The 7,364-nt window shown below is 36.2% G+C and carries 7 protein-coding genes; 3 read left to right on the plus strand and 4 right to left on the minus strand.

The window, feature by feature from the left end; genetic code table 11:
• Positions 1-740: 740 nt before the first annotated feature.
• On the minus strand, positions 741-1,256 hold the full coding sequence (locus B151_RS0117095) for a hypothetical protein (RefSeq protein ID WP_020404861.1): 516 nt from the start codon (positions 1,254-1,256) through the stop codon (positions 741-743).
• Between the two features lie 123 nt (positions 1,257-1,379).
• Positions 1,380-1,721, minus strand: a complete 342-nt coding sequence (locus B151_RS0117100; protein ID WP_026166735.1) for a P-II family nitrogen regulator — start codon at positions 1,719-1,721, stop codon at positions 1,380-1,382.
• A gap of 306 nt (positions 1,722-2,027) precedes the next feature.
• On the opposite strand from B151_RS0117100, the gene B151_RS0117105 reads away from it, so the two are divergent.
• The 3 genes from B151_RS0117105 (at position 2,028) to B151_RS0117115 (ending at position 6,401) form a co-directional block, all read left to right on the plus strand.
• On the plus strand, positions 2,028-4,529 hold the full coding sequence (locus B151_RS0117105) for a BsuBI/PstI family type II restriction endonuclease (protein ID WP_020404863.1): 2,502 nt from the start codon (positions 2,028-2,030) through the stop codon (positions 4,527-4,529).
• A gap of 175 nt (positions 4,530-4,704) precedes the next feature.
• On the plus strand, positions 4,705-5,400 hold the full coding sequence (locus B151_RS0117110) for an HNH endonuclease (protein WP_020404864.1): 696 nt from the start codon (positions 4,705-4,707) through the stop codon (positions 5,398-5,400).
• A gap of 44 nt (positions 5,401-5,444) precedes the next feature.
• Complete coding sequence (locus B151_RS0117115) at positions 5,445-6,401, plus strand: hypothetical protein (protein WP_020404865.1); 957 nt, start codon at positions 5,445-5,447, stop codon at positions 6,399-6,401.
• A 15-nt stretch (positions 6,402-6,416) separates the two neighbouring features.
• On the opposite strand, the gene B151_RS0117120 is transcribed toward B151_RS0117115, so the two are convergent.
• Together B151_RS0117120 and B151_RS20195 are read right to left on the minus strand one after the other, a co-directional pair.
• On the minus strand, positions 6,417-7,094 hold the full coding sequence (locus B151_RS0117120; RefSeq protein WP_020404866.1) for a Fic family protein: 678 nt from the start codon (positions 7,092-7,094) through the stop codon (positions 6,417-6,419).
• A 2-nt stretch (positions 7,095-7,096) separates the two neighbouring features.
• On the minus strand, positions 7,097-7,364 hold a 268-nt coding region (locus tag B151_RS20195), incomplete at its 5' end, for a hypothetical protein (protein ID WP_040517242.1).

A 7,364-nucleotide genomic window follows, 5' to 3' on the forward strand; every position in this document is an offset into this window, starting at 1 on the left:
GTAGTATATTATGGTTTTTGTTGGCATTTATTTTTACCGGAATTCTTTTTACTTGAGTTTTTATAGGTATTTGACCCAATTTTTCAGCAAGATTACGCAACAATATTTTTAACATTTCCATGGCTATATGTATCCGTTGTTAAATGATCGTTTAAATTCTACAACAAACCTACGAGGTCGTTCCTGAAATGAAGCTTAAACTGAAAGGTGAGTTTGAAAATATGAATACTGAAATGAAAGAAGGCTTGTTCTTAGATGTTTAGGAAACGGCGCATATCTAGATTAAAGGGATTAGAAAGGCATAATTGGTTCATTTCATCTATCTGACCAAATGAGATAACATAATTTCGAAGAGTATCCTTCCCACAAAAAATGGATCAAAACAAATTGAGGGAAGTGTTAACGTAAATTTTTTTATAGAGTAGAACTATTCAGATTATTGTTGATGGTTTTACTTTACTGTCCTGAATGGTTGCGATGAAAACGTACCATAAGTAAATGGCACCCTAACATGGCAATAATTGCAATCGTAGTTGAAATGCCACTATTTAAGCCAAGTTTAGGCGCAATAAACAGAAATATGAGGACGCTTCCACATCCAGCTATCATCCAAAATAAGTGTTTAGACATTTTATCCTCCACAAAAAAGGGTGCAAGAATTTTTATTAAAGACTGAGAAAACGTAAACCCTGGCATTTTTTAAATACCAGGGTAAGCGATTAGGAATTTACTTTGGCTATTTAATTATGATGTTTTTGATGGTTACTTCCTTCCATACCGTCCTTGTTCTCCATCTTGCCTTGTCCATTCATCATACCATCTTTATCCATCATGCCGCCTTGCATCATCTGCATACACATCATGTGCATTTTCATCATGGATGAATCGCCCATTTGTTCCATCATTTTGGAATGATCCATCTGTTCGCCAACCATCATCGACTGCATCATTTCCATGTGTTTTTGCATATGCTGTTTCATCTCAGGATTGTTCTTCATCATATCTTGCATGTTCTTCATGTTATCCATCATTGCAGAGTGATCCATATTTGCTGAATTCATCATCTGCTTCATCATTTGACGGCGCATTTCGGGATTTTTTGCCATATGCTCCATCATCATGGACCGCATGGTAGAGTCCTGCATCATTTCCATCATTTGTTGTTTTTTCTGATTCATATCTCCCTGCGTTTGCTGGGCTAAACTCATGCCTGTAAATAGTAGAATCAGAGAAAGTGTAAGTGTTAAGCGTTTCATAATTGACACCTGTTTTATGTTTTACTGTTTTTTATGCTACTAAAACATACAACTCGTACCTTAAAACAACCTTAAAGCGAGATTGACATTCTTACCGAGGTACAACTTTAGAACAATAAGGTGTCAAATGAGAACATCCGATCCTCTAGTTCCATCTTTTATTCGAACTGCTTCTTCAATACTCGATATAAATATTATTCCGTCTCCCTCTGATCCCGTGGAAGCTTTATTTTGGATGACCTCTGCAATTTTTTCCGCATCTTCATCATGTACAGCAATTTCAATTTTCACTACTTCAGCATGCATTGCAGGAAAATCCAATGAACCATGTTCTTTAGCAGGATCAATATACCTGCCTGTACCCTCACCATGATAGACAGTCATGCAGCATACACCGTGATGTCGTAATTCCTTGCTAATTTCCTCAAGTAAGATGGGTCTGATTAAAACTTTTAAAAGCTTCATGACTTTACCTGTTAAGATGAATTAGAAATCATGTTAATCAGATAATAAATACTGTGGCTTAAATTAAGCTTAAATTAAAACGTGACTGAAAAGTTTGAATTTACAAGCCAACTTAAACGCTGTATATGCAAAAAGCTTCTGTAATTGACCCAGTTGTCTTTAAGCCCTGATTTTGTTAGGATAAGCGCCAACCAAATTGTTTATCTATGACCATTCAGGTATTCGGTAGTTAGTCGATTTTTAAACAAATTGTGCCAGCCAGTTGATAGTTAAAGTTTAAAGTAATGTATTTTTGTACTTTCACACATGCATTTAGATCAAGTTTTCAGTAAAGACAATTTTTTAGAACATATTGACCAGTACAGGTTAATTACTAGCGAACAGATTGATGAGGAAAGAAAATCAGCATTCAGTCAGTATTTTACTCCATCTGAGATAGCAAGATTCATGGCTTCCTTATTTGAAAATTTTGATAAGGACATTTCATTGTTAGATCCAGGTGCTGGAGTAGGAAGTCTGTCAGCAGCTTTTGTAGAAAAAGTGATCAATGATGAGGTGGAAATTGAAACTCTTCAAATTACGTGCTATGAGAAAGATGAAGAGCTTATAGAGGTATTAAACAATTCTCTTTCTGCTTGCCGAAACCATTTAAAGTTGAATAATGCAGAGTTAAAAACGGAGGTCAAAAATCAGGATTTTATTCACGAAGTAGCTCAGATCTTGTCAAAAGAAAATGGCTTGTTTTCATCTGAGACGCAAAAGTACAGCCATTGCATAATGAACCCCCCTTATCAAAAAATTAACTCAAAATCTGAGTATCGAAAGGAACTGAGAAGTGTTGGTATTGAAACTTCAAATCTTTATGCCGGATTTATGGCATTGGCAATTAAGTTGCTTAAGGATCGGGGTGAAATAGTAGCCATTATTCCAAGAAGCTTTTGTAATGGTGTTTATTTTAGACCTTTTCGAAAATTCCTGCTCGATGAATTGAATATCAAACAGGTTCATGTTTTCAATGCCAGGAACAAAGCCTTCAAAGATGATGAAGTGCTGCAAGAGAACATCATCATTCACGGCATTAAGGACAAAGAACAAGGCAATATTAAAATCACCACAAGCCAGGATAGTTCGTTTGATTCTGTAACTGAAAGAGTGGTAACACCAGACAAGGTTATTAAGCCAGAGGATAAAGATCAAATGATCCATATCACAACCAATAATTTTGATCAAATGGTAGTAGATCATATCAATGTATTTACTAATTCATTGGCTGATTTGGGATTGAAAGTAAGTACAGGACCGGTTGTTGATTTTAGGCTAAAAGATGCCATTCAAAATGAGCCGGACAGTGAAACGTACCCGCTTATCTATCCTTCACATCTCAATAATGGAAGAGTTAAATGGCCTAAGCCAAATGGCCGAAAAGCCAATGCTATCAAAATGACTCATGAAAGCAGAAAGTACCTCATGATAAGCGGTTGGTACGTTCTAACAAGGCGGTTTAGTTCAAAAGAGGAAAGGAGAAGGATTTACGCTTCTGAATACAATCCCACTAACATTGATTCAGAGTTTGTAGGATTTGAAAACCACCTAAATGTAATCCATCAAAATAAAAAAGGGTTAGATAAAGATCTTGCCAGGGGAATAAAAATCTACCTTAATTCAACTCTTGTAGATCAATATTTCAGGCAGTTTTCTGGGCATACTCAGGTGAACGCAACTGATTTAAAACGGATAAAATACCCGGACCTTGAAACCTTGAAAGAGTTGGGTAAAAAAGCAGGGCAAGAACATCAGTCGCAAAAAGAAATTGACCAATTAATTGAAACAATTATAGATAGAATGGCTCCAAAAAATCAGGAATCAGCTACCAACTTTAAACAGAAAATTGATGAGGCTTTAGAGATCATAAAGACTCTTGACCTACCAAACAAGCAAAGGAATGACCGGTCGGCTCTCACACTGCTTGCCCTGCTGGATGTAAAGCCAAATGATGATTGGAAAGATGCTTCAGAACCGTTAATGGGTATCACGCCTATTATGGACTTTATAGCTGAGCATTATGGCGTTAAATATGCACCAAATACTCGTGAAACTATACGAAGGCAAACAATGCACCAATTTGTTGATGCTGGGATCGCTATTCAAAATCCGGACGAACCTTTAAGGCCAATAAATAGCCCAAATTGGTGTTATCAGATTGAAGAAGATACACTAAAACTTATTAAGTCTTATGGTTCCGATGATTGGGAAAGTAACGTTAACGAATTCATGGAAAACTATACCTCATTGGCAGAGCGGTATGCCAAGAAAAGAAATATGCAAAAGATTCCGCTTAAAATTGACGGAGAGGAATTGCAACTTTCGCCAGGCAAACATAGCCAACTGATCAAAGATATTGTTGAAAAGTTTGGCCCAAGATATGCACCTGGCGGTACTGTATTGTATGTTGGGGATACTGGCTCTAAGTTAGGTTATTATGATGAAAAAGCGTTTAAAGAAATAGGTTTGGAGTTTGATAACCATGGTAAGTTTCCTGATGTCGTTTTGCATTTCAAAAAGAAAAACTGGCTTCTTTTATGCGAAGCTGTCACGAGCCATGGCCCGGTAAATCCCAAAAGGCTTTCAGAATTAAAAAAGCTTTTTGCTGATTCAAAGGCGGGTATAGTGTATGTAACGGCTTTCCCAGACAAAAAAACCATGGCTAAGTATGTTTCAGATATAAGCTGGGAAACCGAAGTATGGGTGGCAGAAGCACCAAGCCATCTAATTCACTTTGATGGAAAAAGGTTTTTAGGTCCTTATTAGATAAGGTCTATATAATTAATAAATTTGAAGCCATAAGAACTGCTTTTGAGGGAGCAAGCTATACCATTCATTGATGAAGACTACCAATACTATGATTGCTTATTGTGTAAATACCCTAAAAATAAGTTAAGTCTGAAAGTTGGATTATGGTAGATAATTAATTCAAGGAAAAATTATGCCCAGAAATGACAAACCAATTCCAAGAAAAACTCAAAAATTAGTATTCCAACAAGCCAAAAGTCGGTGCAGTTTTTGTGATGAGAGTAATGTTTCATTACTTGAATTACATCACATAGTATCAAGAGCTGATGGAGGTTCAAATGATCCTCACAACCTTTTGTTAGTATGCAAAAATTGTCACGGTTTAGTTGAGGCAGGTGATATTTCTTTAGAAGAAGTCATGAAGAAAAAGCAATCATTAGGGGCTATTATCCACCAAATGCCAAAAAGAGATGAAGGCAAAGGAAATAACGTAAACATCAGTGGCGGTGTAAGTTCGAGCATAGTTGCAAATAACCTAACCATAAATAATGGGGCAAAATCGACTAGAATAAATTACCCAAAGGGGGCGATTGGAGTAAATTTGGATAAGAAAAATTATATCCAACATTTGGTTAAGAGGTACTATGATTTTAGAAATGCTGATAGCGGTTACGGTGCTAAAAGACCCTTTCATTATGGTGTTATACACAAAAATATCGAGTCTAAATTCAAAGCTAAGACCTACTTTATACCAGAGGAAAGATTTGAAGAGCTTGCTACGTACTTGAAAGGCAGAATAAATGCTACTATTCAAGGGAAAAGAAACAAGTCAAACGGGGTGAAGAATTATAGCACCTTTGAAGAGTACCTGGATGAGTTAAATAGTTGATTTATATATCAACCTAATTTCATCAATTGAGCAACACCCTTTATATGAAAGATTACTTAGAACCTGATAAAAGATGGGAACACTATAAATTTAGTGGTCAAGAAGATTACATAGAAAAAGTAGTTATAGAAGGTTGTTTCCACGAACAGGTTCCAGAAGACGTTATTAAGGCTTATACCACTTCTGAATACCTTATGGCACATGCATACTATCATTGGGAAATGTTTGATGAAGTCTTAAAGAAGTGTCTATTTACCTTGGAAATGGCGATCAAAATAAGGGCTCAGGAAAAAGGCATTGTTTTAAAAGCGAAAAATAAGAAGGGGAAAAAGTATGACCGAAGACTTGTAGATATTATTGATGATGTATGCAATGAGGAATATCTGAAGAACCTTAAAATATACCTACATAAAGCCAGAGGGCTTAGAAACCACTTTGCCCATCCTATAGGTCACCATTTTTCAGGACCGCACGGCACTTCTACTTATATATTACATGTTGTGAATGTGTTGAATAGGCTCTTCAAAAATGATGAATGGCACAAAAAATATATTGAAAAAACTGAGGTGATTGGAAAGCAGCTCAATGCCCTAACCAAAAGAGTTCTTAAAGTTGAAAAGGAGAATGAACCAGCCTTTTTGATTTCAAGGATTCACAGATTTGACCTCATAAATGATCATTTGATTTTAAGCGTGATTCCTGTTCTTGATAAATATGAAATTTCAGATAAGAGTTTCACAGGTGACCAAGTTAAAGTTTATTCTATCTTTGATTCTCAGATTAATGAAAATGACATATCCGGAGTATTAACAAATGGAGTGAAAATCAAGATATCGGTTACTAACCATCTTGAGAATCAGAAGGCCTTGATTGAGTACATGAATTTTCTAAACCAGCTTTCCGATGAACAGACTTTAGTCCAACGTGAATCTCTGGAGTATAATACTTCAATTGAAATGGCAAAAGCAGAATACTTGTATTGGAAAAAGCAGTTTGAGTGAGGTTAGGTCAGATTATCACCTTTCGTCCTCATCAGAAATCTCATACACGAATTTATAGCAAACTTTTGCCCACCACTTAAAATGGTCTTCTTTGCCCGTTTCGTGATAATAGTTGAGCTTACTTAAAAACTTACCTTTGTCCTGTAAGTTCTTCCAATCTATAAACTTTCCGTAGGCAAGTAAATACAAGTTCACAAAAAGCCGGGCGATTCTTCCATTCCCATCATAGAACGGATGTGCAAAAACGAATTTTTGATAGAATCGAAGAGCATTGTCAACGGGAGTATCGCTCTTAAGGTCTATGATAAATTTAAATGCCTCCCTAAGATCATTTTCAATATTCTCAGGCTTGGAACCGGTAAATCTTGGTTTTAGCTCTTGCCCTTTCTGCCCACCAAAATATACAGAACCGTAACCATCATGGGTTGAATTTCTAAATTCCCCATTTATTGAAATTATTTCTTTGAAGATAAGTGTATGGAAAGACCCACAAAGCTTAAGATAAATGTTTACAGAAGGCCGTGCATCGCCTGTTTTGAAAACACTAACCAGATACGGAATGAGCTGATTATCCAAAGCATCAAACCGAGTCCGAGCTATTCGGTTCGCTTCTTCAACATCATCGATTGAATACTCAGCTGGAAAGAGTTCAATTAGCTCCCTTAATTGCTCTAACTCAGCACTATCGCTCAAAATCAGCTAATCTGATTTACAAGGAATGTATAGTCTTCAGAAGCTTGGGAAAAGAGACTTTTGTATTCCTCAATAGAATCAAACATTACTTCTGCTGCTTTATCCGATTTGTCCATATCAAACACAAAAGCATAATGGGAAATCGTATTAGGAGGATAGTATCCTTGATACTTGGTTAACGGAAAGTTTTTAGCAAATGATTCATAGGTGTAATAATCCAGAATCTCCTGATCGGTAATTCTGCCATTTACCTCTCTCTTGTTAATCCAG

The organism is Gracilimonas tropica DSM 19535 (assembly GCF_000375425.1).
Classification (GTDB): domain Bacteria; phylum Bacteroidota; class Rhodothermia; order Balneolales; family Balneolaceae; genus Gracilimonas; species Gracilimonas tropica.